20 protein-coding genes are annotated in these 26,526 nt (G+C 44.4%); 18 read left to right on the top strand and 2 right to left on the bottom strand.

Annotation, left to right across the window (positions count from 1 at the left end; all coding sequences use genetic code 11):
• The first annotated feature begins 11 nt into the window (after positions 1–11).
• The 17 genes from AB4323_RS12570 to tldD all read left to right on the top strand — a co-directional run bounded on the left by AB4323_RS12570 (position 12) and on the right by tldD (position 20,118).
• Positions 12–1,235, top strand: a complete 1,224-nt coding sequence (locus AB4323_RS12570; protein WP_372152603.1) for a type II secretion system F family protein — start codon at positions 12–14, stop codon at positions 1,233–1,235.
• Positions 1,236–1,238: 3 nt separating this feature from the next.
• On the top strand, positions 1,239–1,694 hold the full coding sequence (locus AB4323_RS12565) for a hypothetical protein (protein WP_017068728.1): 456 nt from the start codon (positions 1,239–1,241) through the stop codon (positions 1,692–1,694).
• Between the two features lie 79 nt (positions 1,695–1,773).
• Complete coding sequence (locus tag AB4323_RS12560) at positions 1,774–2,349, top strand: prepilin-type N-terminal cleavage/methylation domain-containing protein (RefSeq protein WP_372152599.1); 576 nt, start codon at positions 1,774–1,776, stop codon at positions 2,347–2,349.
• A 35-nt stretch (positions 2,350–2,384) separates the two neighbouring features.
• The gene (locus AB4323_RS12555) at positions 2,385–2,849 is read left to right on the top strand and encodes a type II secretion system protein (protein ID WP_372148825.1); all 465 of its coding nucleotides are present in this window, start codon (positions 2,385–2,387) and stop codon (positions 2,847–2,849) included.
• Between the two features lie 144 nt (positions 2,850–2,993).
• Positions 2,994–3,494: a prepilin-type N-terminal cleavage/methylation domain-containing protein gene (locus AB4323_RS12550; RefSeq protein WP_372152598.1), complete on the top strand. Its 501-nt coding sequence runs from the start codon at positions 2,994–2,996 to the stop codon at positions 3,492–3,494.
• Entirely contained in the window at positions 3,484–4,089 is a 606-nt protein-coding gene (locus tag AB4323_RS12545) for a type II secretion system protein (RefSeq protein ID WP_017061356.1), read from the top strand. Before AB4323_RS12550 ends, AB4323_RS12545 begins: the two co-directional genes overlap by 11 nt.
• Positions 4,089–4,856, top strand: a complete 768-nt coding sequence (locus AB4323_RS12540) for a PilW family protein (RefSeq protein ID WP_017061357.1) — start codon at positions 4,089–4,091, stop codon at positions 4,854–4,856. The genes AB4323_RS12545 and AB4323_RS12540 overlap by 1 nt, the downstream gene beginning before the upstream one ends.
• A complete protein-coding gene (locus AB4323_RS12535; RefSeq protein WP_017061358.1) occupies positions 4,828–5,253 on the top strand; it encodes a hypothetical protein in 426 nt (141 codons plus the stop codon). Before AB4323_RS12540 ends, AB4323_RS12535 begins: the two co-directional genes overlap by 29 nt.
• Positions 5,243–8,995: a DUF6701 domain-containing protein gene (locus AB4323_RS12530; RefSeq protein WP_372152595.1), complete on the top strand. Its 3,753-nt coding sequence runs from the start codon at positions 5,243–5,245 to the stop codon at positions 8,993–8,995. The genes AB4323_RS12535 and AB4323_RS12530 overlap by 11 nt, the downstream gene beginning before the upstream one ends.
• Positions 8,996–9,235: 240 nt before the next feature.
• A complete protein-coding gene (locus tag AB4323_RS12525) occupies positions 9,236–10,279 on the top strand; it encodes a rod shape-determining protein (protein WP_017062957.1) in 1,044 nt (347 codons plus the stop codon).
• Between the two features lie 94 nt (positions 10,280–10,373).
• Positions 10,374–11,261, top strand: a complete 888-nt coding sequence (gene mreC / locus AB4323_RS12520; protein ID WP_004735927.1) for a rod shape-determining protein MreC — start codon at positions 10,374–10,376, stop codon at positions 11,259–11,261.
• Positions 11,251–11,739, top strand: coding sequence for a rod shape-determining protein MreD (gene mreD, locus AB4323_RS12515; RefSeq protein WP_017061361.1), 489 nt, complete (start codon positions 11,251–11,253; stop codon positions 11,737–11,739). The genes mreC and mreD overlap by 11 nt, the downstream gene beginning before the upstream one ends.
• 7 nt (positions 11,740–11,746) lie before the next feature.
• On the top strand, positions 11,747–12,370 hold the full coding sequence (locus AB4323_RS12510) for a nucleoside triphosphate pyrophosphatase (RefSeq protein WP_372152593.1): 624 nt from the start codon (positions 11,747–11,749) through the stop codon (positions 12,368–12,370).
• Between the two features lie 20 nt (positions 12,371–12,390).
• A complete protein-coding gene (gene rng / locus AB4323_RS12505; protein ID WP_017061363.1) occupies positions 12,391–13,860 on the top strand; it encodes a ribonuclease G in 1,470 nt (489 codons plus the stop codon).
• Between the two features lie 10 nt (positions 13,861–13,870).
• The gene (locus AB4323_RS12500) at positions 13,871–17,746 is read left to right on the top strand and encodes a YhdP family protein (RefSeq protein ID WP_017061364.1); all 3,876 of its coding nucleotides are present in this window, start codon (positions 13,871–13,873) and stop codon (positions 17,744–17,746) included.
• A 94-nt stretch (positions 17,747–17,840) separates the two neighbouring features.
• Positions 17,841–18,653, top strand: coding sequence for a carbon-nitrogen hydrolase family protein (locus AB4323_RS12495; RefSeq protein WP_017061365.1), 813 nt, complete (start codon positions 17,841–17,843; stop codon positions 18,651–18,653).
• Positions 18,654–18,672: 19 nt separating this feature from the next.
• Positions 18,673–20,118, top strand: a complete 1,446-nt coding sequence (gene tldD / locus AB4323_RS12490) for a metalloprotease TldD (protein ID WP_372152590.1) — start codon at positions 18,673–18,675, stop codon at positions 20,116–20,118.
• 175 nt (positions 20,119–20,293) lie between these two features.
• Here the strand turns inward: tldD and AB4323_RS12485 are convergent, their stop codons facing one another.
• Positions 20,294–21,673 carry a PhoH family protein gene (locus AB4323_RS12485; protein ID WP_017062953.1) on the bottom strand — a complete coding sequence of 460 codons (1,380 nt, stop codon included), beginning with the start codon at positions 21,671–21,673 and terminating at the stop codon, positions 20,294–20,296.
• A 466-nt stretch (positions 21,674–22,139) separates the two neighbouring features.
• Here AB4323_RS12485 and rapA point away from each other — a divergent pair, with 466 nt between their 5' ends.
• Positions 22,140–25,049 (top strand): RNA polymerase-associated protein RapA, encoded by a 2,910-nt coding sequence (gene rapA / locus AB4323_RS12480; protein WP_017062952.1) that lies wholly within the window; start codon positions 22,140–22,142, stop codon positions 25,047–25,049.
• Between the two features lie 110 nt (positions 25,050–25,159).
• Here rapA and AB4323_RS12475 read toward each other — a convergent pair whose 3' ends face one another.
• Complete coding sequence (locus AB4323_RS12475) at positions 25,160–26,437, bottom strand: NRAMP family divalent metal transporter (RefSeq protein ID WP_372152588.1); 1,278 nt, start codon at positions 26,435–26,437, stop codon at positions 25,160–25,162.
• Between the last annotated feature and the right edge of the window lie 89 nt (positions 26,438–26,526).

Here is a 26,526-nt window from a genome sequence, read left to right as displayed (position 1 = left end):
GGTAGAATGATATGCCAACGTATCGTTATGTAGGTCGCAGCTCTGATGGTAGTCAAGTAAGTGGGCAATTAGACGCGAATAACGAAGATCTTGCTGCTGAAAGCTTGATGAGTAAAGGGATCATTCCAACCTCTATCAAACTGGGCAAAAGTGGTGGTTCAGTCTTAGATATGGATGTATCGAGTCTGTTCTTTCCGAGTGTACCGTTAGAGGTGTTGGTTCTGTTTTGTCGACAGTTATACAGCCTAACCAAAGCGGGTGTACCACTATTAAGATCGATGAAAGGCCTCACTCAAAACTGCGAAAATAAGCAGCTGAAAGCCGCCTTGGAAGAGGTGGTTGCTGAGCTAACCAATGGTCGCGGCTTAGCGGCGTCAATGCAGATGCACCCAAAGGTATTCAGTCCGTTGTTTGTCTCGATGATTGGCGTTGGTGAAAACACAGGCCGTCTAGATCAGGCTTTACTGCAATTAGCTGGATATTACGAACAAGAAGTTGAGACTCGCAAACGAATTAAGACTGCGATGCGTTACCCAACATTCGTGATCAGTTTTATCTTGATTGCAATGTTCATTCTTAACATCAAGGTTATTCCACAGTTCTCAAGCATGTTTGCGCGCTTTGGTGTCGACTTGCCGCTGCCTACTCGTATCTTGATTGGTATGTCTGAGTTCTTTGTGAATTACTGGGGCTTAATGCTTGGAGTGATCTTTGGTCTTATCTTCGCTTTTAAAGCTTGGGTGAAGACAGACAAAGGCTTGGAAAAGTGGGATCGATTACGCTTAAAAATGCCGGTCATTGGCGGGGTAGTGAATCGAGCACTGTTGTCACGCTTCTCGCGTACTTTTGCTTTGATGCTTAAAGCGGGTGTTCCACTGAACCAGTCGCTAGCGCTTTCGGCGGAAGCTTTAGATAACCGTTTTCTAGAGTTGCGAGTTCAAGCCATGAAATCGGCCATTGAAGCCGGTAGTACGGTTTCGTCGACCGCGATTAACAGCGAAATTTTCACACCGCTCGTGATACAAATGATCTCCGTCGGTGAAGAGACGGGTCGTATTGATGAGCTATTACTTGAAGTGGCTGATTTTTATGACCGCGAAGTCGATTACGATCTGAAAACCTTAACCGCCAGAATTGAACCCATTTTGTTAATCATCGTTGCAGGCATGGTGCTGATTTTGGCGCTAGGTATCTTCTTGCCGATGTGGGGAATGTTGGATGCGATCAAAGGCTAGGGAATGCTAAATAACCTACAACGCTCACGTTTTGTTATTTGGACAGTGGTTATTCTTTTTCTTATTGTCGGTGTGCTTTCGGCATTCAAAACGGTAGAAGAAGAAGCGACTAACACGGCATTTATCGTCGCGAGCAAGCGGATTTTAGAGCAAGCCAATTTGTTCAAACAGCAGTATTTGTTATCGGGTGCTGGGCAAGAAGAAGGCTCGGAACCCCCAAAGATCTACAGCAGAACTGGGTGGGTAATGCCTATCCAAGGTACGGAGCGAGACTGTAATTATTGGCTGGATCAATTATATCCTCAAGGGAGCATTTTAGGGCTAAGCTCTCCAAGAGTTGAAGATAAAAGTGATAACAGACACTTTCACTGTAGTTATCATTATACTGATAAATATCAGGTAGATATATTACTTGAAAGAGAAAGGTTTAGTGTAAAAGCCAATATTTTGGCTTTGTGAAAATATTGACAGTTTTAGTATGGTTTTATACGTGCGCGAATGTATAATGCGCGTTAATAATTAGATGAGTAGGTAGAAAATGCTTAAGAATCAAAAGGGTTTCTCCCTTGTCGAATTAGTGATAGTGATCGTAGTTGTTGGTTTATTGGCGGTCGCTGCGTTGCCTCGTTTTCTTGATGTGACGGATGAAGCCAAGAAATCCAGTATTGAAGGTGTCGCTGGTGGCTTTGCAACGGCTGTTTTGTCAGCAAGAGCACAATGGGAAGCGGAAGCAAGGCCGTCAGAGAAGATAGGTGTTGAAACATACAATACTGTAAACTATGATGGTGTTGATTTTTGGTTAACAAGATCAAAGAACAGTAACAACGTCGATACTGATTTTCGAGACGGCTATCCGTGGACTCTGAACAACAATTCGAGCACTGCGCCACAAGATATTTCAGATGAAACATGTTCTGAGTTGATGGAAAACTTGCTGCAAAACCCACCTAAAGTTGGTGCGGTTTCAGATGTCGCTAATGACTCAAATTACAAATATTCAGCGCAAGCGAATTCAACTGATGCAACCTGTACTTACGTTCAATTAGAAGGTAGTACAGAACATGAATTTGTTTACGAAATTAAAACTGGTCGTGTGACCGTAACTTTGCAGTAAGTCTGCGTAAAATTAAACATAGAGAGAGCTTAACTATGAAAAGACAAGGCGGTTTCACCCTAATCGAACTAGTGGTTGTAATTGTTATTCTAGGTATTCTTGCTGTAACTGCGGCACCACGTTTCCTAAACCTGCAAGATGATGCGAAGAACGCAACTCTTGAAGGTCTAGCGGGTGCTATCCAAGGTGCATCTGGCATTATTTATGGAAAATCTGCAATAGAAGGTGAAGAAGCACTGTCTTCAGCTCAAGTAACAACTACAAGTGGTAACGTTGATACGGTATTTGGTTACCCAGCAGCAACATCTACAGCTATCCAAACAATTGTTCAAGGTGTAGGTGCTGGTGAGGACTTTGAATTTATTAAAGTAAGCGGCGCTACGTCAGCATTGTTTGGTATTAACGGATACACTACTAACTGTGTCGTATACACTCAAGCAACAGCAGCTAACGTGGAAGCTACAGCTAACGTTGTAGAAGATGCAAACTGTGCACCGTAGGTTTTCAGTTTAGATTGAGGCCAGCACTTGTGCTGGCCTTTTTTCTATCTACGACACATAAATATCAAAACTATTCATATACATAAGATCACTACATTCGTTATCTTGTATAATCAGTATTCGCTTGGCAGTTAGAGGCTCATTATGGATAGCAGCCCAAAATCCAACGGCTTTACTCTGGTAGAGCTTGTTATCGTTATTATATTGATTGGTATTGTTTCCTTGTTTGCATCTAGCCGTTATGTGAGCTCCTCTTCCTTTTCAACCTACCTTGTTCAAAGCGAAGTATTAGCCTCATTGCGATTAGTTCAAAATCGTGCAATGAGTCGTGCTGGTTATTGTAACCGTTGGCTGTTAAATCCAAGCCAGACTCAAGCTATTCAAGTATCTCCTTCTAGTACTGAAGATATTTGTTCTGAGGCATTCCCTTCTGACGTTACGGATTCCAGCTTTGTTGACGGAACACAGAATAAAGTGGCCTTTAAGCTACAAACTGATACCAATGTTTCGTACCTTGATTTTGATAGATTAGGCCGATCTCAGCAATGTTTAGTGTCGAATTGTCAGCTTGAGATCTCTTCGACTGTTAATGATGATTCAATTTCAGTGTGTATTAATACTGAAGGGTATATCTATGGATGCTAAACAAAAAATCCGCCCCCAAGGCTTTTCCCTAATAGAAATGATCGTTGTGATTACCCTTATTGGTTTTGCTTTAGCTGGACTTACCGCGTCTTTGTACCCGCGTTCAATTCAGACCGCAGAACAAATAACATCAGTTAAAGCTGCTGATCTTGGTCGCTCAGTACTTGATGAAGTAATGGGGCGCGGGTACGACCAATTTTCAGGCGTGAACGGAGGAGTGCCTGAATGTGCAGTCTCAACAATTTCAACCCCAGCTCAACAACTGTGCACGTTACCCAATGATTTGGGACCTGACATCGGAGAAACTGACGCTAATGGTAACTTGGTAAAGAGCTTAGCTAATGATGTTGATGATTTTCATGGTTTAAGAGGACGTGTTGAAGATGTTCTTGATAGCGATCTCAGTGATGCGGGTTATCGCAATTTCAATGTCGAAATCGATGTGTTTTATGATACTGCTGTTGTTAATGACGATACGGTGATGATGTCTGGAAAGCCATCTATTATCCGAACGCACTACAAGAGGGTTGAAGTTGTGATTATTGACTCTCAGGGTAATCGCTATCCTTTTTCTGCGATTAAAGGGAATTTCTAATGCGTGGTTTTACACTGATAGAGATGATTATTACTATTCTTCTGCTTTCTATTGTAGGTCTATTTTTGGGAAATGTTATTCAACAGGGTATGGGGATTTATGTTGATAGCACCGCTCGTGAAGCTTTGATACAACAAGGTAAATTTGTCACGGAGCGAATGACTCGAGAATTAAGAGAAGCCGTCCCTAACAGTATTTTGATTGAAAATGATTGTATTGAATTTTTGCCGATTATCAATAGTGCGATTTATCAAGAACTTCCGGCACCAGAGGCAAAATCAGCAGTGATACGAATATTGCCAATAGACAAAAGCATTTCTCAAGGGGAGCGAGTTATTGTTTACCCTAACGACCCGAATACGATGCGTCTTGATCCAACGACAGAAGGTCAAATTGCAGAGGTAAAAGAGAATGTTGACTTTAATACCTCTGCTGCAGTGATGGTTGACGTTGAGTTAACGCAAACTACAGGTTTTGAGATTAGCTCTCCAGGTAAACGCCTTTATTTTTATCTTTCTCCCGTAGCTTATTGTCACGTCAATTCTAGTATTTTTCGTTATGCTAATTACGCCTTGTCTCGCTCATTACTCTCTCCAGAAGCATTAGGCAATGGCGTATTAATGGCTGAAAATGTAAAAAACGCAGATTTTCAAAACTTAGCACATGAATTGCAAAGAAATGGGCTAATTAGACTTGAAATGTTGTTTGCTGATAAAGGAGAGGAAATTCAATTTGTCCATGATGCCCTTATCTATAATGCCCCGTAAACAATCGGGGAGTGGTTTAATCCTAGTTATATTCATACTAGTGGTTATGGCTTCGGTTGCTATGGTTGCCAATCAAAATCAAGAACGTAACAGTGATCAATTAATTTCAAGCCTGATTGGTACTCGGGCTGAAATGGCCGCGCGATCTGGTGCACAAATAGACATTAGCCGATTTTATCAAACCACGACAGAAGGTAGTTGTCATGCTTCTACCACCCAAAGCATAAGCTTTTCAGGTGAAGGGCTAGCTCAATGTGGGGCGGAAGTCAGTTGTCAGTCTATTGGAGTTTTAGACAACGGTATCAATGTATATCAACTAATCTCGAAAGGAAGTTGTTCGGTTGGAAGCTTGGTTTTACAACGAATAGTAGAGGTTGGTATTCGAGATGATAATTAGATTTTTTTTCATATTAGTGCTACTTAACGTCTCTTTTTCATCATTAGCTACGGATTATGTCCTGCAAGTGAACCGTCCCACTTGTACTAGTAATAGCTGGTCCGTTAACGGCAACCAATATAAATGTAATTATGGCATCGTTAAGCTTGGTAAAGGGGATACTCTTTCATCTGATATTGATGCTGTATTAATTGCAGACGGTGGCTTTCAATTTGAAGGCAAGAACAAAGTAGGAAATTTGTCCGCCACAATCGATCTAGAAGCGAGTTATGGTGATTTTGAGTGGAAAAGTTACTCAACCAACCTTTCAGAGCTGTTGGGTAGCTTTGTTGGTAATAGTACACCTGTTGATTTTGATTCAGTATCTGTTGAGGGCTTTATTGAGACTGGAGGTGATATTGAAATCCACAATAGCAATGTTGTGGGGGCTATTGACTCTAAAAACAACGAGGTAGAGATATCTGACTCTAAAGTCTCCGGTAACATTACCGCGAGCAATGAGGTGGAGTTGAGCGATTCTGAGGTAGATGGAGATATAAGTAGTAAAAATTCCCTTATAACGATTGAAAGTTCCGAAGTTCAAGGGAATATTTCAACTACAAACAAAATTGTAATGGAGGCGTCGGTCGTGTTTGGTGAGCTAACGAGCACGAATGAAACCATCACTATTGAAAGTTCTGAAGTTGAAGGGAATATTTCAACTACAAACAAAATTGTTATCGAGGGCTCCCAAGTCTCTGGTGACATTACGAGTTCTTCTGAAATTGTAGAACTCGATGACTCTTATGTTATTGGTGATGTTAAAGCAGGGCAACCTAACTGGGGGACGGTTTATGTCAGTAATGGAACGGTGGTTGATGGTACTTGTTTGTATAAAACCGTGCCAGAAAGTGCGTGTGGGATAGAAGCACTACCCGATCCGATTGCCTTATATCATTTAGATGAAACAACATGGAATGGCTCGAACAATGAGGTAGTAGATAGCTCTGGTAACCAATTACATGGTAAATCGGTGAATGGAGCAACACCAGAGCCTGCATCTGAATTATCTGCGATCCCAACTATTGATTCTCTTGGAACTTGTGGTTTCGGAGGCTTTAATAATGATTTAAATCAATATATTAATATACCACATGATAATATTTTAAATATAGATAAAAACTTCACAATATCAGCCTGGGTTAAGCCTGTTCGTTACCCTACATCCGGTTTGTATTCTATTTTATCGAAAGATAATAACTATGAGTTTCACTTAAACTCAAGTGGTAAAATATTCTGGTGGTGGCAAGATAAAAACAAAAATGGGAACGGAAATGCTCAAACAAGAACATTAACAAGTGAAGTTAGTATTCCATTAAATGGTTGGTCGTTTATTACGCTTAGATATGACTCGGAAAATTATAGTAATAATAAATCTCTGGCTAGCATATTTATTAATGGAGAGGAACAGGGCGAACTTTTAATAAATGCAAATCGAAAGCTAGTAAATAATACTAAGCCTTTACAGATAGGCCAAGACCAGAATTTTTCAGGGCGGGCTTTTCATGGTTATATCGATGAAGTTCAAATTTTTGAACAGCCATTAACGAATAAACAAATTTTCCAATTATATAACCAGGCGCACTTATGTTCATATGTACCAGGTGATTCTATCGATCACTTTGAGTTTGAGCATTCAGGTAGCGAACTTACGTGCAACGCTGAAGAAGTGACGGTTCGTGCATGTGCTAATGAATCCTGTTCAGAACTGGTGACAGGAGATATTGATGTCACTTTATCTCCTGCAAATGTAGCAGGTGGTGGAGGTTGGGTTGGTGGTAATCAAATTCAGTTATCTAGCGGTACAGGAATATATTCAGTTCGAAAGAATACTGCGGGTAACTTGAGCATTGGCGTTATTGACTCTGATCCTGCGGTCAAACCAGGAGGGGAAACATTATGTTCGAGTGCTGGAGGTGGTCTGGGAAGCGGCAACTGTAACATTGAGTTTTTTAGTAGTGGTTTTGTCTTAGATGTACCCGACAAAATAGCGAACAGGCCAGTAACTGGTCATATTAAAGCGGTCAAAAGCTCTGATGATGCTCAAAGGTGTTTACCAAGTTTCCAGAACACTTCAAAGAATATCGAATTCTTTGGTAAGTACATTACCCCCGATTCTTCTGTCATTATTGGTAGTCCTATTATTGGTTTAGAAGTTGGCAGTGTTAAAAAAGATCTGGCGATGAACAGCGCTTCCCCAAAAGTATTTGCCGTTGATTTTGATAATTATGGGGAAGCAGAGTTTGATGTTAGTTATATTGACGCAGGAAAGTTACAACTTAATGCTCAGTATGAAGGTTCTGATGATGAACTTGGATTGGATATGCAAGGGAGTACCCAGTTCGTAAGCTTCCCTAAGCAGCTCAATATACAAGCTAAAAATACGGCTGGAAATAGTGGTTCCTGTGTAACTGAAGATTTAAGTTGCTCCGTTTTTGCGAAAGCCGGTGAGGCTTTTACATTAAATATTTGGGCTTCCGGCGATACTGGAGTAGTTACTCCTAACTTTAGCTCACAAGATATTTCTTTGAGTCATGAACTTAAGGCTCCAGTAGTTACCGGTACAGAACCTGGTTTACTTGGTAATGTTTCTTACAGTCATACCGCAATTAGTTCTGGGGTTAACTCTGTCGCTCAAAGTGTTTCTGAAGTAGGTATTTTTAACTTTTTAGTTGAAGAGTTACCTTCCTACTTAGGCAGCAACTCATTTACAGTTCAAGGTGCACAAACTGGTTCTGTGGGGCGGTTTACACCTTATTATCTTCATCTGAATGGCAACACACCGAGTTTTACTGAAGCTTGTTCAACATTTACGTATTTAGGACAAGCGATGGAGTTTAGTCGCTTACCTGAATTAACGGTTACTGGACGGTCGTTTGATAACGTGGGCAGTAACGGAGAGCAAGAAACGATCAATTATAAAATTGACGGTTGGTGGCGATATGCTAATCCTTGGGACTTTAGAACTTTCTGGGCAGAAAGTTCAACATTGTCAATTATTGATACCGATTCCAGTAAAGTTGTTAAAACCCAAGGTTTTGCTTGGCCGGGACAAGTCACTTTTGAATCTAACCTTCAATTGGCAAGCTTAGAAGAGGCTCAAATAGCTTATGTGAAACCGCTAACCTCCTTAGGACCAATCAATGAAGGGGTTGTCGTTCGTTTAGCTGTTAATGACACAAAAGATCTTGATGGTGTTTGTTATCAAACGAATGGAAGTTCTTCTTGCTCCGGTTTTGATTTTTCAGTTTCAGATTCACAACGTCAACGTTGGGGATACCTAGATCTAGCAGATACTTTTGGCCCTGAAACCTCAAGGGTGCAATCCGCTGTAACAAGCTACTATTTTGACGGTTTAAGCTTTAAAACGAATACCAGTGACTCTTGCAGTGACTTTTCGGTTGTGGATTTGAGCTTTGATGTTGGTAATGACTCAAGTGCTCTACCCGTTGGAGGTGGTGTTACCGCTGCCACCATAGAGTCGACGCCTATTCTTCAGTATGGCCAGGGATATATATCTTACAGTGCGCCTGGTGAGGGGAATCGAGGATCTCTAGAAAGTACGCTTGGATTTGAGTTGTTTCCGTGGTTGAGAAACGATTATAACCAAGATGGTATTTTTGACGATACTATATCGTACGAAGTTCGTTTTGGTTTGTATAGGGGGAGTGATCGAGTGATTTGGTGGAGTGAACAAAACTAGTACCACCTATTAGTGTTACGTATATTCGGTATCTACCGCGGTAACGATCGTGTGATCTACCGAGGTGAAAGTGGCTTAACAGGTCAGTAATAATATAATTTTTGCCCCTTAAGTTAGGAATCTGTAAGAAATTGCGGGTTTCAGTCCATGTTTGCACTTCAATGCCTTGCCGTAACAGCAAGGCATTGGTACATTTAGTGCAATTTTTGTCTTCTAATTCTTGCAGGATGAGCGAAGAATATGTTTAAAAAACTTCGTGGCATGTTTTCAAACGACCTATCGATTGATTTAGGTACAGCCAATACCCTTATTTATGTAAAAGGCCAAGGCATTGTTCTTGATGAGCCTTCAGTTGTAGCTATTCGCCAAGATCGTGCGGGTTCTGCAAAGAGTGTCGCTGCTGTTGGCCACGCTGCTAAGCAAATGCTTGGTCGTACGCCTGGTAACATCTCAGCGATCCGTCCAATGAAAGACGGTGTAATTGCCGACTTTTACGTAACGGAAAAAATGCTTCAGCACTTCATCAAACAAGTGCATGACAACAGTGTGCTTAAACCAAGTCCTCGTGTTTTGGTTTGTGTACCTTGTGGTTCAACACAGGTTGAGCGTCGTGCTATCCGTGAATCAGCGTTAGGTGCTGGTGCTCGTGAGGTTTACCTAATCGATGAGCCTATGGCTGCTGCGATTGGTGCTGGCCTACGTGTCTCTGAGCCAACAGGTTCAATGGTTGTTGATATCGGTGGTGGTACTACTGAAGTTGCGGTTATCTCACTGAACGGTGTGGTTTACTCGTCTTCTGTTCGCATTGGTGGTGACCGTTTTGATGAAGCGATCATCAACTACGTTCGTCGTAACTACGGCAGCTTGATCGGTGAAGCGACAGCAGAGAAGATCAAACACGAAATCGGTTCAGCTTACCCTGGCGATGAAGTCGAAGAGATCGAAGTACGTGGTCGTAACCTTGCTGAAGGTGTGCCTCGTAGCTTTAGCCTAAACTCAAACGAAATCCTTGAAGCACTTCAAGAGCCTCTATCTGGCATCGTATCTGCAGTGATGGTTGCACTTGAACAGTGTCCACCAGAGCTGGCTTCTGATATCTCAGAAAACGGTATGGTACTAACGGGTGGTGGTGCACTGCTTAAAGACCTTGATCGTCTGTTAACAGAAGAAACAGGTATCCCTGTTGTTGTTGCAGAAGAGCCATTAACGTGTGTTGCTCTAGGTGGCGGTAAAGCGCTAGAGATGATCGACATGCACGGCGGCGATCTGTTCAGCGAAGAATAATATCTAGTGTTAGGCTCTTTTCTTATCTAGTTTTATGTAAAGAGCCTAGGACCTTGTCTATAGGATCAAATGTAGCTCTAGGACCAAATATAGAATGAAGCCAATTTTTGGTAGAGGTCCCTCTCTACAATTGCGCCTGTTTTTTGCTGTAATTTTATCAGCCAGCCTTATGCTGGCTGATAGTCGTTTAGATGCTTTCTCAAATGTTCGCTATCTATTAAACAGCATGGTTGCGCCTATTCAATATGCAGCCAACTTGCCTCGCACTATGTTCGATGGTGTTTACGACCGTTTTAGCACTCGCAAAGGGTTAATTGAATCTAACCATAATATTAAACGAGAAGTCTTGCGTCTGAAGAGCGAGCTGATTCTGCTTGAGCAATATCAAGAAGAAAACAAGCGCCTTCGTAAGCTGTTAGGCTCGCCGTTTATCCGTGATGAAAAGAAAGTCGTCACAGAAGTTATGGCGGTAGACACTTCACCATATCGCCATCAAGTCGTGATCGACAAAGGTCAGATTGATGGGGTGTATGAAGGTCAGCCGGTGATCAACGAAAAAGGCATTGTCGGCCAAGTCACTTTCGTTGCTGCTCATAATAGTCGTGTATTACTACTCACTGATGCAAACAATGCGATTCCTGTTCAGGTTATTCGTAATGACATCCGTGTGATTGCTTCGGGCAATGGCATGATTGATGAGATCCAGCTAGAGCACATTCCAACCAGTACCGATATACAAGAAGAAGATCTGTTGGTGACATCAGGTCTTGGTGGGGTATATCCAGAAGGTTATCCAGTCGCCTATGTTACGGCCGTTGATTACGACCCGAAACGTGAGTTCGCTGTGATTAAAGCAGAGCCTGTGGTTGAGTTCGATAAGCTCAGATACCTGCTGCTTGTATGGCCTGATGAAAACAAACAGATGCAAGCGGATCAATCGAGCATAGAACAAGCATTGTTAGAGGGCGAAGATGGCCAATAGCGTTTTGAGAAGCAAGGTAGTAATTTTCTGCTCATTTTTAATAGCACTGATTCTGCAGACGATCCCTTGGCCTGGTAGCTTAGATTTATTTAGACCATCTTGGTTACTGCTGGTTACGTGTTACTGGGTTTTGGCTCTACCGCATCGTGTTAACGTGGGTAGTGCTTTGATTTTAGGCTTATTGTGGGACCTTTTGATCGGCTCTACTCTGGGTATTCGAGGCATGATGATGGCAATAGTGATGTACATTATTGCGATGAACTTCCTCGTCATTCGTAACATGGCGTTATGGCAGCAAGCGATGATCATTGCCGCGTTAACGGTCTTGTTTGAGGTGTTGATCTTCTTTGGTGAATATTTGATCCAAGATGTTGTTTTCAATCCGTTATCGTTATGGAGCGCATTGATAAACTGTATACTTTGGCCTTGGATGTTTTTATTAATGAGACGCGTGCGTCGCCATTGGCATGTGAGGTAGCGTGACGATGGAAAAGAAACATTTAGTTTTGGCATCCGGCTCTCCACGCCGCAAAGAATTGCTATCTCAACTCGGTTATGAGTTTTCTGTCCTCGTAACCGATGTTGAAGAGTGTAAACACGCTCAAGAAACCGCCGAAGAATATGTTAAGCGACTATCTTTAGATAAAGCTTTAGCTGCGTTGTCTTTATTGAAAGATAACCCTTCTGAAAGGCAGCATGTCGTTCCTAGTTCTGATACTGTAGATCATGGCTCTGATATAGTCGTTCTTGGTTCTGATACAGTCGTCGTAAGCCAAGGGCAAGTGCTTGAGAAACCCACCGATTTTGCTGACTCTAAGCGCATGCTTACTCAGTTAGCGAATGAACGTCACCAAGTGATGACGGCGGTTTCTGTGGTTTCAGAAGAAAAACAAAGAACAGAAATCATTATTACCGACGTATGGTTTAAACCCCTCAGTGAAATAGAAATAGAACAATACTGGCAAACAGGGGAGCCATGCGATAAAGCCGGTAGCTATGGGATCCAAGGTTTGGGCGGACGCTTTGTCACCCGAATCGAAGGTAGTTATTACGCCGTTGTCGGCTTACCTTTATTTGAAACGGACCAGCTACTGCAAGAATTCTTATAATTACTAACCTGAGGTGCACCATGAGTGCTGAATTGTTGCTGAACGTGACCCCGAGTGAAACTCGTGTGGCCATGATTGAAGGGGGGGCTCTTCAAGAGATCCATGTCGAACGAGATGCTCGACGCGGTATCGTAGGAAATATCTATAAAGGACGTGTAAGCCGTGTTCTTCCGGGAATGCAGGCGGCTTTTGTGGATATAGGCCTTGAGAAAGCAGCTTTTTTACACGCCTCTGATATTGTCCCACACACTGAATGTGTCGCTGAAAACGAAAAGAAACAATTTCAGGTTCGTGATATTTCAGAGCTTGTCCGTCAAGGGCAAGACATTGTGGTGCAAGTGGTCAAAGACCCTCTTGGTACTAAAGGTGCTCGCTTAACCACTGATATCACTCTACCGTCTCGTTATCTGGTATTTATGCCGGGCGCAAGTCATGTTGGTGTATCTCAACGTATCGACAGCGAGTCTGAACGTAACCGTCTTAAAAAAGTCGTGTCTCGTTACTGTGACGAACACGGTGGCTTCATCATCCGTACTGCGGCTGAAGGCGCTGACTCGAATGAACTTGCACAAGATGCCGCTTTCTTGAAGCGACTTTGGCTAAAGGTTCTTGAGCGTCGTGGTAAACACAAAGCGCGCACTCGCTTGTATGGTGAACTTTGCCTAAGCCAACGTATCTTGCGTGATTTTGTCGGTACTGAGCTGAGTAAGATTCAGGTCGATTCTCGTCTAGAGTATGAAAACCTAAAAGAGTTTACCTCTGAATACGTGCCAGAGCTGACAGACAAGCTTGAGCTGTATGAAGGTGATAAACCTATCTTTGATATGTACGATACCGAGAACGAAATTCAGCGTTCATTGGATCGTAAAGTCGAATTAAAGTCTGGTGGATATTTGATTATTGACCAAACTGAAGCGATGACCACGGTTGATATCAACACTGGCGCGTTTGTTGGTCGCCGTAATCTAGAAGAGACGATTTTCAACACCAATGTAGAAGCGACTCAAGCGATTGCTCGTCAGCTGCGTCTACGTAACTTAGGTGGCATCATCATTATCGACTTTATTGATATGTTGTCTGAGGAACATCGTAAGCGAGTACTAACTTCTTTAGAGGCTGCGCTCGACAAAGACCGTGTGAAAACCAATATTAATGGCTTCACGCAGCTTGGGTTGGTTGAGATGACTCGTAAACGTACTCGTGAAAGTATTGAGCATATCCTATGTTCGAGCTGTCCTGCTTGTGAAGGCCGCGGCAGTGTGAAGACAGTTGAAACCGTTTGTTATGAAATTCTTCGAGAGATCACGCGAGTGAATCGTGCGTACGACGCCGATAAATTTGTGGTCTATGCGGCAGCTGCCGTAGCTGAGGCGTTAGAGGGCGATGAATCTCATGCGCTTGCGGAGCTTGAAGTCTTTATTGGTAAGCAAGTTAAAATCCAGGCTGAGCCTCTGTACATACAAGAGCAGTTTGATGTTGTTATGATGTAATGGAAATTTTGTGAGCTCAAGCGTTACTCTGATTCTACGTGCATGTTTATGGTTAGTGGTTACTCTCTTAGTAACGCTAGCCATTGCCGTTACTACACTGCGTGTAGCCTTGCCCAATTTAAACAAGTATCAATCTGAAATTGAGCTTTGGGTAAACCAACACTCCGGTTTTGATTTTTCGATTCAAGATGTGGGCGGTTTTTGGCGTAACACTCACCCCTCTATTGCTCTGCAAGGCGTTAAAGCTAGCCTCCCCAATGCAGAAGATGTGACCTTCTCTGTTGAGCGTGTTGAAGTCGAGTTTGACTTGATTCAATCGCTCGTGCAGATGCGCCCGGTTGTGGCCGATCTAGTCATGAATCAAATGTATCTTGATATCCGCTCAATTGATCTGTTTGCCGGACAAAATGGCAAAGACGAACCTACAGATCCAGAGTCTTCCAAGCGAGTGATACAAGAGCTCGATAATTTACTGCTAAAAACACTCGTCGATGTAACTGCAAAAGATTCTTCTATTCTTTATCACTCTGTTTCGGGTGAAGAACGTCAGCTCGATATAGAAACCTTAAAATGGCAAAATTCAGACAAACATCACCTTGCTGAAGGTGTGGTGAGTATCAAAGATGCCAATCTAAACTCTCTGTCAGTGAGTGCTAACTTTATTGATGGTGGGTCACTGACTGATGTGACTGGTGAGTTTTATGTCAGTGCCGACAGCATTTCTGTTAAGCCATGGCTTACGCATTATATGCAGGCGGAATCCGGCATTGAAACGGGTACTGTGAGCTTGAATAGCTGGCTTACGCTGCGAAATAGCAAGCCAGTGAGCGCTTATGTTGAGGTTTTACCCTCAGAACTGGCGTGGAACGAAGATGGCGAGCATGACCTCATGCTTGAGTCCGGTGTCTTTAAGTTGTCGCCGACTGATGATGGTTGGCAAGTAAATGGTCACTCACTAAACCTTAGAACGGATGACACACCTTGGCCGGAACTCGACGTAGCGTTCAAGTGGAATCAAGGTCCATGGCAACTCAACATTTCTGAGCTGGATATTGCGACTATTACTCCGTTGATTAAGCTGCTGCCTGACTCTGAACAATCAACCAAAATGATTAACGTATTGGCGCCGGGCGGCTCTGTTTCTGATATCCGTGTTTCCATGGGTTCGGGAATTGACAGTTTACGTTATTCAGCCAGTTTTTCTGATCTTGCTATCGAGCAGTGGGAACTAGTCCCAGGCTTTAGCCAAGTGTCTGGTAGTGTGTTTGGTTCGGCCTCGGAAGCGAAAGCTAGCCTGCATGTTATTGACGATGTGTTCCCTTATGGTGACGTATTCCAAGCTCCTTTGAATATCAAACAAGGTCAGGTTGATATTGTTTGGCAGCAAGATGAAAACGGCTGGAAGCTGTGGTCAGACAAAATCACAGCTGCCACCCCCGATTTACAAGTACTAGGCGCATTCCGCTTAGACTTCCCAAAAGATGCGAGCCCGTTTTTATCCTTCTACGGCGAAGCGGACGCTTACAATGTCGGTGAAACATGGCGCTACTTACCTACACTGGCTCTTGGGCAAGATCTAACAGACTACCTTTCAACTGCGATTCAAGCCGGTAAAGCGGATACCGTAAAACTGTTGTGGCATGGTGATTTGTCTCAATATCCATACACTAACCACGATGGTATTTTCCAGGTTTGGGTTGGCTTAGAAGATGCGAAATTCAGCTTTGATACCGCGTGGCCACTGATTACTGATCTTCAGCTTGATCTGTTGTTTGAAAATGATGCGATGCATCTGGATTCTCGCTCAGCTCAACTGATGGATGTGACGGCAGATCGAATCACAGGACGCATTCCTTATTTAGGGGAAGGCGGCCATATTGAAATTGAAGCTAAAGCGACGGCGTCTGGCAACGCAGTACGCGATTACATGACGTCTTCGCCACTGGTGGGCTCGGTAGGCGCAGCCTTAACCGCACTTCAAGTGAGTGGTGATGTCTCTTCTGAGTTCCAGCTGAATATTCCGTTTGATTCTGAAAAAGAAGCAAGAGCATGGGGTTACGCCGACTTAAGTGGCAACCATGTTGAGATTGAAGCGCCGCCAATGGTGCTCGAGAACACCACGGGTCGAATTGAATTTGATAATGACGTAGTGACGGCAAATGGCCTCGCTGCGGATCTGCTTAACCAAGGTATCTCGCTTGATTTTAAGGGCCTTAATGATGGTCCTGGCTATGCAGTTGATATTGATGTGTTAGGTGATTGGGACGTCAAGCCTCTAGAACCTTACATCGGTGAGCAATGGTTAAGCCGCTTATCAGGTCATGCGCAATGGCAAAGCCAGATTGATATCCAGCTGAATGATATCGGCTTTACCTACCAACTAGACTTACAGTCAGACCTAAAATACTTGGCGAGTGATTACCCATATCCATTGGCGAAAAAATCACTAGAAAGTGGCTCTGCAAGGCTACAGGCATCGGGTAACCAAGAGACGATTACCGCGCGCCTGCAATTGCCAAACACCAAGTACCAAGCTGAGATTGATATCACAGGCGACGTGCCTGAGTTAACGGCGACCAACTTAGTGCTTGGTCGCGGTGGCTACAAAATTAGCCCGGTGGTGGGCCATCACGCCCTGATTCGTACAGACAAATTCAATGCCGATGATTGGTTATCGGTTGTAATGGAACCGGTAAAGCCTTCAACGGCTGTACTTAGTCAAATGAACACGCCAACCATACCTGCGCCAAGCCGTATTACCTTTGAGAGTAAAGAGCTGATCTTGGGTGGTATCTCTTGGAATGACGTCGATTTTAGTGCTAGTAAGAACAAACAGGCGTGGCAAATGGAAGTGTCTAGCCAAGAGCTAGAAGGGGATATTAACTACCTGCCTCCTTATGATTTGACAGTTTCACTGGATCGTCTGCATCTGTTTGTTCCTGAGTGGAGTGATAAGAACAACCAAGATCAGCAACTGCTGCAACGTAAAGAACAAGCTGCGCCATTGATATCCAAATTGGATAGAGAGATCCACGATGCGATGCCAAACCTGACCCTGACGCTGAACGACTTTTGGCTGCAAGGCTACAAGGTGGGTAAGGTCGATGTTGAAATGACGAGGAACGAAGATCGTATCGAGTGGAACAAAATCCAGGTGCGAAGCGGCGGTAACAAAGCGGATGTGAGTGGCTGGTGGGAACTGCAAGGTGACAAGAGTCATTCATCGTTAACCGTTGATGTTGAGGGTGAAAACAACAGCGAGCTCATGGAGCGCTTTGGTATTACTTCCGGGATTCAAAAAGCGCCATTCGCGTTGGAAGGTCAACTAAATTGGGATGGTTCGCCTTGGGGAATCAAAATGGATACCCTTGATGGCAACGTTAAAACCAAGTTTGGTAAAGGCATTATCTCGGATGTGAGCGGCGCAGCTCGATTACTTGGCCTGTTTAGCCTAGATTCGATCATCCGTAAGATGCAGCTCGATTTCTCAGATGTGTTTGATAAAGGTATGGCCTTCAACAGCATCACCGGAACGGGCGAAATTCAAAATGGTATCTTCCTGACCAATGATCTGAACATGGATGCGGTCGCAGGTGAGATGAAAATCAAAGGTATCGCTAACCTCAACACGCGTCAGGTTGATGCTGAGGTGAACTTTACCCCAGATATTACCTCGGGTATTCCCGTATTAACGGCCTTTGCGGTAACCCCTCAAACGGCGCTGTACGTATTGGCGGTGACCACGGTTATCTCGCCAGTTGTGGAAGTCTTTACCCAAGTAAATTATTCGGTGAAAGGACCATTGGATTCACCAACGGTGAGCGAACTTTCTCGTAGCTCTGGCGAGTTTCAGCTGCCAGAGAAGCTGAGAAAATTAGCCGAATAGGCCTTAAATTAGCCGAAAAGACCTTATGCCCGAGTCAGCGAATATACGGTGAAATGCTGATTTCTGAATCATAATGAATGGAGGAGCGATACACATGGATTGTGTTGGGTTGATTCAAATGACATCTGGCCCCAGCCCTGAATTGAACTTTGAGTACCTTGCTCAAGAAGTTGCAAAGTGCAAAGAGTTGGGGGCTAAGTGGGTTGTTTGCCCTGAAAACGCGTTAGTTTTTGGCAGTAAAGCCGACTATCACCAGTGTGCTGAGCCTTTTAATGATGGCCCACTGCAAAAGAAAATCTCTGAGCTAGCAAAGCTTCACAGAATTTGGATCGTCATTGGCAGTATGCCGATAAGCACAACTAACGGAGTGACGACCACCACCTTGGTGATTGATGATTTTGGTTGCCTCGTTGCTCATTACGACAAGCTACACATGTTTGATGTGGATGTCGCTGACGCCCATAAGTGCTATCGAGAGTCGGATATTTTCACTCCGGGCAACCAAGTTGTGACAGCGGAAACGCCTTTTGGTCGCTTAGGTTTGAGTATTTGTTATGATGTGCGCTTTCCACACTTGTATTCAGAGTTACGTAAGCAAGGGGCACAAATCATTGTGGTGCCTGCGGCTTTTACAGCGGTAACGGGTCAAGCGCACTGGGAAGTACTATTAAGATGCCGCGCGGTTGAAACACAGTCGTGGATTGTCGCGGTAGGTCAAGGCGGAAAACACCCTTGCCAAAGAGAAACATGGGGACACTCAATGGTGGTTGATCCATGGGGACGAGTGGTCGCACAGTTAGACCAAGATCCTAAAAGTATGGTGGTTGAGATAGACACATCCAGTTGCGAGTCCATTAGGCAAAATATGCCCATCGCGCAACACTCTCGATTTACCAATCAATTTTAATTACAAACAAGAGCCATCTATGAGCATTAATCAAATTGAAGAAGCGCTACTGAACCCGACAGGGCTTACGGAGCAAAATATCGCAGATACATTGGCGAGTATTGCTACCCGCCAAATTGATTATGCTGATATCTACTTTCAGTCAAGCTGGCACGAATCTTTAGTGCTAGAAGACAGCATTATTAAAGACGGCTCTTTCAATATCGATTGTGGTGTTGGCGTTCGTGCAGTATCTGGTGAAAAGACTGGTTTTGCTTACTCTGACCAAATCCAATTGGATGGTCTTAAGCAGAGCGCAATTGCGGCTCGTGGTATTGCTAAACAAGGTCAAAACGGCAAGGTTCAAGCGTTCAAACGCAACTCTAATCAAGCTTACTATGATGCAGTTAACCCGCTTGCGAGTTGGGAAAAACAGCAGAAAACAGAATTACTAAAATCATTAGATGCTTACATTCGCACTAAAGAGCCGATGGTGACTGAAGTATCGGTGAGTTTAAGTGGTGTGCATGAGCAGATGCTGGTTGCTGCGACTGATGGCACTTACGCTGGTGATATTCGTCCGCTGGTTCGCTTGTCTATTAGCGTACTTGCACAGAAGGGTGATCGTCGTGAGCGTGGTAGCGCTGGTGGTGGTGGCCGTTTTGGTTACGACTTCTTCTTAAGTGATGACAAAGGCACTCAAGTTGCTTACCAATTTGCGGATGAAGCGATTCGCCAAGCATTAGTTAACCTTGAAGCGGTTGCAGCGCCTGCTGGTGCCATGCCTGTGGTTCTTGGTTCGGGTTGGCCGGGCGTTCTTCTACATGAAGCGGTAGGCCACGGTTTAGAAGGTGACTTCAACCGTAAAGAGTCTTCAGTATTTTCTGGAAAAGTGGGCGAGCAAGTCACATCAAGCCTATGTACGATTGTTGATGACGGTACATTAACGGATCTACGTGGTTCATTGAACGTAGATGATGAAGGCGTTAATGGTCAGTACAACACGCTAATCGAAAACGGCATCCTAAAAGGTTACATGCAAGATAAGCTTAATGCTCGTCTAATGGGTGTAGCGCCTACAGGTAATGGTCGTCGTGAGTCTTATGCACACCTTCCTATGCCACGCATGACCAACACTTACATGCTGCCAGGTGAGCATACTCCTGAAGAGATTATCTCGACGGTTGAAAGAGGCATCTACGCGCCGAACTTTGGTGGCGGTCAGGTGGATATTACTTCTGGTAAGTTTGTGTTCTCGGCTTCTGAAGCGTACATGATTGAAAACGGTAAGATTACTCACCCTGTGAAAGGTGCAACGCTAATCGGTTCGGGTATCGAAGCGATGCAGCAAGTGTCTATGGTGGGTAACGACCTAAGCCTTGACCGTGGTGTTGGTGTGTGTGGTAAAGCTGGCCAAAGCGTACCAGTCGGTGTTGGTCAACCAACATTGAAACTAGACTCGTTAACGGTTGGTGGTACTGAGTAATTCAGACCAACTTCAACAAATTTGTGATAGCAAGCTAGTTGAAATTACAGTTGCAGTTAAAGCTAAAGCTAAAGCTAAAGCTAAAAGCGCCTCCAATGTGAGGCGCTTTTTTGTTTCTGGGCTTTCTGTCTCTGGGCTTTTCAGTTTCTGGAGTTCGATTGACTAAACAGAACCGTTACATGTTCTCTTCCGCAAACTCAGCTAGTCGGCTACGCACCACACCATTGAGGTGGATGTTGGCACTGCCTTCGAAGTTTTTAAAACGCTCAACCATGTAGGTTAAGCCTGAAGTCACAGGGGTTAGGTAAGAAGAATCTATCTGCGCTAAGTTACCTGAGCAGACGATCTTAGTACCTTCACCACAACGGGTGATGATGGTTTTTATCTGTGAAGCGGTGAGGTTCTGACATTCATCCAAAAGCACAAAGGCATTTTGAATCGAGCGGCCACGCATGAAGTTGATTGATTTGAACTGGATATTGGCTTTGTCACAGATGTACTTCATCGAGCCTTCTGTGCAGTGGTCGTTCTTGTGCAGCGCTTCCAGTGTATCGGTCACTGCGGCTAACCAAGGCAACATTTTCTCTTCCTCTGTACCCGGAAGGAAACCTATCGATTCACCAATATCAGGGGTGTTGCGGGTTACGATGATCTTATCGAATTGCTTACGTTCAATGGTTTGTTCAAGTGCAGCAGCCATAGCAAGCAGTGTCTTACCACTACCTGCGGCGCCAGTGAGAATCACAAGATCAATATCAGGGTCGAGCAGCGCATCAATCGCCATGCCTTGATAGACGTTCTTTGGTGTGATGTCCCATGCTCTGCGATTCATCAATCTTTCGCGGCTGAGGTCTCTCAGGGTAATGCTTTCCGGCTCAATCTCCTCGACTCGAGCGGCAAAGTCACTTTCTTCGTCAATCACATATTGGTTGAGGAAGGTTGGCTCGAACGGCGCTCTTGCTAAGGTGTGCAGCGTCTTGCCGCCTAAACTTCTGCTCTCGACATTATCGATACCATCCCAAAATGAGCCTTCCAGTTGTTGGAAGCCTTTGGTGAGGTATTGGATATCATCAATCAGTTGGTCAGTTTGATAGTCTTCAACAAAACGTACACCGGCGCCTTTTGCTCGTAAACGCATATTGATGTCTTTGGTGATGAGAACCACTTCGCGTGGTGCGCGTTTATTTTGAAGATAGAGGACAGCGTTGAGGATTCGGTTATCGCCCGCCTTGTCATCGGCAAAGGCTTTGATGCTTTCTTGAAGTTCGTAGTCAGCGAGTATTGAAATACTGCCAGATGCATTTATGTCTTTAGAAAAAGGGATGCCTTCCGATATTTGGTCTGGTGTGGCTTCCCTGAACAGGTCTTCGAGCGTTCGAATCGCAATTCTCGCATCTCGAGCAACGTCTCTTTTGCTGTCTTTGATTCTGTCGAGTTCTTCTAGCACTGTCATGGGGATAACGACATCGTGCTCTTGGAAAGAAAATATAGCGAAGGGTTCGTGAAGTAGGATATTGGTGTCTAAAACAAATAGCTTCCGGTTGGTCTCGCCCATAGCATCTCCTTGCCGACGTGCGGCTTGCCTTGCATTCATTGAACGTAGATAAAGCTCATATAAAGATTAGTATCTGATTCTGGTGATAGTCAACTACTCACCTAAACTTCATCTAGAGGAACAGCACCATATCGTTACGAGTGAATATGGTGTATTCGTTTGAGAGCAGCAATCTGCTACCTATAGATTAACCATGAATTTTTGACAGTTTGATTGCACTGGCGAAAACAGAAAAAAAGCATGAAATCATCTCCTTTAGGCGTGACCTAAATCACAGCATCGAGTAAGATTAGCGACCTTTTTCTGCACCATTTTCTCGAGATATTTATTATTGAGAGCGCACTTAAAAAGTGGCTGCAAACTAGACATTTTTGGCTATATTTTTAGTTCAGGAGCGATAATGTTCTTGTTTAAAACTGCAGTTAAGAAGACCAAATTCCAACTATAAGATTGAGGTAGTCGATTCATGACATTTGCTTTGGGGCAACGCTGGATAAGCGATACGGAGAGCGATTTAGGTTTAGGTACCGTTGTAGCAATGGATGCTCGCACAGTGACACTAATGTTTGCAGCGTCAGAAGAAAACCGTGTTTATGCACGTACTGATGCTCCCGTAACCCGAGTAACGTTTAATGTAGGCGATGTCATCGAATGCCAAGAAGGTTGGTCTCTGTCTGTCGAGGAAGTTATCGAAGACAAAGGTCTGCTGACTTACTTAGGTACTCGCGAAGATACCCAAGAAACAGAAGTCACTCTGCGTGAAATCTTCTTAAGCAACCAGATCCGCTTTAACAAGCCACAAGATAAGCTATACGCAGGTCAAATCGACCGTATGGATAACTTTGTGTTGCGTTACCGTGCGCTAAGCAACCAGTACCAACAACACAAGAGCCCGATGCGTGGCTTGTGTGGTATGCGTGCTGGCTTGATCCCTCATCAGCTATACATCGCTCATGAAGTGGGTCGTCGTCACGCTCCGCGCGTTTTACTGGCTGATGAAGTGGGCCTAGGTAAAACCATCGAAGCGGGCATGATCATCCACCAACAGGTGCTGTCTGGCCGTGCTGAACGCATTCTGATTGTGGTTCCTGAAACTCTACAACACCAATGGTTAGTAGAGATGATGCGCCGTTTCAACCTGCATTTTTCTATCTTCGATGAAGAGCGTTGTATTGAAGCGTTTGCTGAATCAGACAACCCGTTTGATACCCAGCAGTACGTTCTGTGTTCTTTGGACTTCCTACGTAAGAGCCGTAAGCGCTACGAGCAAGCACTTGAAGGCGAGTGGGACTTGTTGGTTGTCGATGAAGCGCACCACCTTGAGTGGAGCCAAGACAAACCAAGCCGTGAATACCAAGTGGTTGAAGGCTTAGCGGAAAATACGTCTGGTGTGCTACTACTAACAGCAACGCCTGAACAGCTTGGTCGTGAGAGCCACTTTGCACGTCTGCGTCTGCTTGATCCTGATCGCTTCTACGATTACGAAGCATTCGTTGAAGAAGAAGACCAATACGCACCGGTTGCTGATGCAGTAACGGCTCTGTTCTCTGGAGTGAAGCTTGAAAACAGCGCGAAGAACCAGATTACGGAACTGCTTTCTGAGCAAGATGTTGAGCCTCTATTCCGCGTTATCGAAGGTGATAGCAGCGAAGAAGAGCAAGCGTTAGCTCGCCAAGAATTGATTGATAACCTTATGGATCGCCATGGTACTGGCCGTGTTCTTTTCAGAAACACACGTGCTGCAATCAAAGGCTTCCCTAAGCGTAATGTAAACCTACTGCCGATGGAGATTCCAACGCAGTACACAACCTCAATGCGTGTATCTGGCATGATCGGTGGCAAAATGGCTCCCGAAGCTCGTGCAATGAAGATGCTGTATCCAGAAGAGATCTTCCAAGAGTTTGAAGGTGAAGATTCAAGCTGGTGGCAGTTCGACTCACGTGTTAACTGGTTGATTGAAAAGATCCAAGACAAGCGCAGCGAGAAAATCCTAGTGATCGCCTCTCGTGCAAGTACGGCTCTTCAATTAGAGCAAGCACTGCGTGAGCGTGAAGGTGTACGTGCAACTGTATTCCACGAAGGCATGTCGATCCTTGAACGTGATAAAGCTGCGGCTTACTTTGCTCAAGAAGAGGGCGGCGCTCAGGTTCTTATCTGTAGTGAAATCGGCTCTGAAGGTCGTAACTTCCAGTTCGCTAACCAACTTGTGATGTTCGATCTTCCATTCAACCCAGACTTGCTTGAGCAACGTATTGGCCGTTTGGACCGTATCGGTCAGCTGCGTGATATCGACATTCATGTTCCTTACCTAAAAGGCACATCACAGGCGATCCTTGCGCGTTGGTTCGATGAAGGTCTGAATGCATTTGCGGAAACTTGTCCAACGGGTCGCACGGTTTACGATAAGTACTCAGATGTTCTTATCGAGATGCTGGCTTCTGGTAACACTGAGCAACTTGATGAAGTGATTGAAGAGTCTGCCAAGCTAAATCAAAGCCTGAAATCAGATCTAGAAAAAGGCCGTGATCGCCTATTAGAAATGCACTCAAACGGCGGCGACAAAGCGCATGAAATTGCAGAGAAAATTGCCTCGACTGACGGCGACACTAACCTAGTAACGTTTGCACTAAGCCTGTTCGATACGATTGGCTTGAACCAAGACGACAAGGGTGAGAATGCTCTGGTTGTAACGCCGTCTGAGCACATGATGGTGCCAAGCTATCCAGGCTTACCATACGAAGGCGCAACCATCACGTTTGATCGTGATACTGCGCTTTCTCGTGAAGACATGAACTTCATTAGCTGGGAACACCCAATGATTCAGGGCGGTATCGATCTGCTACTGAGTGAAGGTGTTGGTGCATCAGCGGTATCACTACTGAAAAACAAAGCGCTGCCAGTGGGTACTATCCTGCTTGAGCTGGTTTACCTTGTGGATGCGCAAGCGCCGAAACGCAGCGGTATCAGCCAGTTCTTGCCTAAGACGCCAATTCGTTTGATGATGGATGGCCGTGGTAATGACTTATCAGCTCAGGTTGAGTTCGACAGCTTTAACCGTCAACTAAGCCCAGTAAACCGTCACTTAGCGAGCAAGCTAGTGAACTCGGTACAAGGTGAGATTCACAAGCTAATTGAAGCGGGTGAGACGCACGTACTTCCTAAAGTGGAAGAAGTGCGTGAACAGGCTCAACGAGATATGCAGACTAACCTGAACGGTGAATTAGAGCGTCTACAAGCGCTTAAAGCCGTGAACCCTAATATTCGTGATGAAGAGCTAGAGGTTATCGAAGCTCAAATCAATGAACTGACAGGTTACATCAGCAAAGCTCAGGTTCAATTAGATTCACTACGTTTGATAGTGGTTTCTCACAACTAGTTTTGAATTAGTAAATGCTTTAACAAAAGAAGGCCTTCATGATGAAGGCCTTCTTTTTATCTAGCGTTTGAAAGGTGTTTTGATTGTTGAAACGTGCAATGGCAAAGAAATTACATTAACCATTTCCACCAAACAAATACGGCTAGGAAACCAAATAGGTAAATAAGACCTGCGACAGACAACCATTTTAGCTTAGTGCCAATCGCGAGCGCTTTTGGAAGCTTTGTTTTACTGACTAAGATGAAGTTAAGCAATGCGAAGAATGGCGTAGTTGCAAAAGCAAGTACCATCGCGAAATCAAGCATAGGCATTAAAGCAGCACTGAAGAACATCACGATGGAGAGTGCTGCGAGAGAGACGATGACGATCCAACCCTGTAGCATTTTTGGGCTGCTTTCTTTTTTAAGCAATAGACGTTGTGATTCAGCAAGCACGCGTGAATAACCATCGATAACGGTAATGGTGCTGCCAAAGATACAGAAGAATGCGATCAGAGCGATTAATGGACGAGACCATTCACCAATTGTCGAAGCGTAGATGCCGACCAATTGATGAGTAAAGCCAACACCGGAGCGAGACAGTTCAACTCCCGAACCGTAAAGTACTAGCGCGCCTAACGCAACGAATACTAAAGCAAGCAGCGCCGTACCAATGTAGCCAACGTTAAAGTCGAACAGCGCTGATTGTGCGGTCACTTCCTGCTTCTCTTTTTGGCTTTTTAGCCACATAGAGGTGATGCTTGATATTTCGATAGGCGCAGGCATCCAACCCATGGTCACCACGATAAAACCAATAGCAGCCAATGACCAAGGCGACGGTGGAACAAAAGCAGCATCAGGTTCGACTGGAGAGCCGATAGCAATGGCGACTGCAGCTAAGGTTGTGATGGTCAGTATCGCCATGATCGATTTAGATAGCGTGTCGAGAGCGCGATAATGGCCGGCGAATAGAATGATTAAGCATGTCGCTAAAACGATCATACACAATGTGCTGGTGGCCAAATCAAAAGGAACAAAGTAGCTAAGTAAGCTTGCACTGAATAACAGTAAGGCTGCGGTATTCACAACGGCTGAAATAGCACTCAAAATAGAAAAGATCACAAGGTAAGGGCGACCTAAGTTAGAGTAACCTTCCACCAAGCTTTGACCCGTTCCCAATGTATATTGGATGCCGGCTTTAAAGAACGGGTACTTAAACAGGTTCACGAGGATAATAAGAGCGGCAAGTTGCCAGCCATATATCGCACCAGCTTTAGTGGATGCAACTAAATGTGAACCTCCCACAGCAGCTGCTGCCATCATAATACCTGGGCCAAGAGACCGAATTAACGTTGATAGGGGAGCAGAGGTTTGTGCTTTTGTTGTTGTAGTTTTAACCGTACTTTCCATCATTTTTCCTTTGATGCTGACTTCTTATTTTCCGTTCCCCTATCAATACCATGTTTTGTAAGGTCGTCAACTTTTATGTACAAAAAAGA

This window comes from Vibrio sp. 10N.261.52.C11, assembly GCF_041471405.1.
In the GTDB taxonomy this organism is placed as follows: Bacteria; Pseudomonadota; Gammaproteobacteria; order Enterobacterales; family Vibrionaceae; genus Vibrio; species Vibrio crassostreae_C.
The sequence above is the reverse complement of the archived record's forward strand: the minus strand, read 5'-3'. Positions and strand labels throughout refer to the sequence as shown.